1 protein-coding gene is annotated in these 1,575 nt (G+C 71.6%); it reads right to left on the minus strand.

Features of this window, described 5'->3' with window-relative positions; all coding sequences use genetic code 11:
• Positions 1-223 precede the first annotated feature (223 nt).
• A partial coding sequence (ntrC, locus tag AC1D2E_RS35800; protein WP_478201786.1) for a nitrogen regulation protein NR(I) occupies positions 224-1,575 on the minus strand: 1,352 nt, incomplete at its 5' end.

Below are 1,575 nucleotides of genomic sequence, written 5' to 3' on the forward strand. Positions count from 1 at the left end.
GGCCTGGCTGGCCCCCACGCTCCCCCACTGCGTGTGGGTCGCTGCCCCCCGAGGGGGCCGCAGGCCGCCTTGGGGCGGCCCGGCGCCGGCCTGGCTGGCCCCCACGCTCCCCCACTGCGTGTGGGTCGCTGCCCCCCGAGGGGGCCGCAGGCCGCCTTGGGGCGGCCCGGCGCCGGCCTGGTCGCGCACGATCCCTCGGCTGAGCCGCCCCAGACGCAGGGCATCACTCGAGGCCCAGCTCCTGGATCTTGCGGGTGATCGTATTGCGGCCGATGCCGAGCTTCTGGGCCGCCTCGATGCGGCGGCCGCGCGTGCTGGCCAGCGCCGTCAGGATCAGCCGAGACTCGAAGCGGCGCGACAAGGCATCCCAGACGTCGGTGCGACCCTCGGCGAGCATGGCCTGGGCCTCGAGCTCCAGACCGCTTTCCCACGCCAATGCCGGCACGGGCACGGCCGGAGCGGCAGGCGCCGAAACGACCGGCGCGCCAGCCAGCGCCGAATCCTCGCGCCCGGCCATCGGAGCAACCGGGGCCACGCCCGCATGCGGCTCGGCGACCGCGGTCGCCATCACCTCGGGCGGCAGGTCCTTGGCCTCGATCAGCTGCGCCGGCGCCATCACGGTAAGCCAGTGGCAGATGTTCTCGAGTTGGCGCACATTGCCGGGAAAGCCGAAGGTCGCGAGCTGCGCCAGCGCCGCATCGGAGATGCGCTTGGGCTCGACGCCGAGCTGCTTGGCGCTCTGCTGCAGGAAGTGCCGCGTCAGCGCCGGCACGTCCTCGCCGCGCTCCCGCAGCGCCGGCAGCCGCAGCCGGATCACGTTGAGCCGATGGAACAGGTCCTCGCGGAAACCGCCCAGCTTCACGCGCTGCTCGAGATCCTGGTGGGTCGCCGCGATCACGCGCACATTGGCCTTGACCGAGTTGTGGCCGCCGACACGGTAGAAATGCCCGTCGCTCAGCACCCGCAGCAGGCGCGTCTGGAGGTCGAAAGGCATGTCGCCGATCTCGTCGAGGAACAGCGTGCCGCCCTCGGCCTGCTCGAAGCGGCCGCGCCGCATCGTCTGAGCGCCGGTGAAGGCCCCGCGCTCGTGGCCGAACAGCTCGCTCTCGAGCAGGTCCTTCGGAATCGCCGCGGTGTTGATCGCGACGAAGGGGCCGCTCGCGCGCGGCGAATGCTTGTGCAGCGCGCGCGCCACCAGTTCCTTGCCCGATCCCGACTCGCCGGTGATCAGCACCGTGACATTGCTTTGCGACAGCCGTCCGATGGCGCGGAACACGTCCTGCATCGCCGGCGCCTGGCCGAGCATCTCGGGCGCGGCCGCCATGCGTTCCTCGGCCACTTCCTCGCGCTGGCTTTCATCGACCGCACGGCGGATCAGCTCGACCGCGCGCGGCAGGTCGAAGGGCTTCGGCAGGTATTCGAAGGCACCGCCCTGGAAGGCCGAGACGGCGCTGTCCAGGTCGGAAAAGGCCGTCATGATGATCACCGGCAGGCCGGGGTGCTTGGCCTTGATCTTGTCGAGCAGCTCGAGGCCCGAGCCGCCGGGCATGCGGATGTCGCTGACCAGGACCTGGG

It is taken from the genome of Variovorax sp. P1_H2, assembly GCF_056405295.1.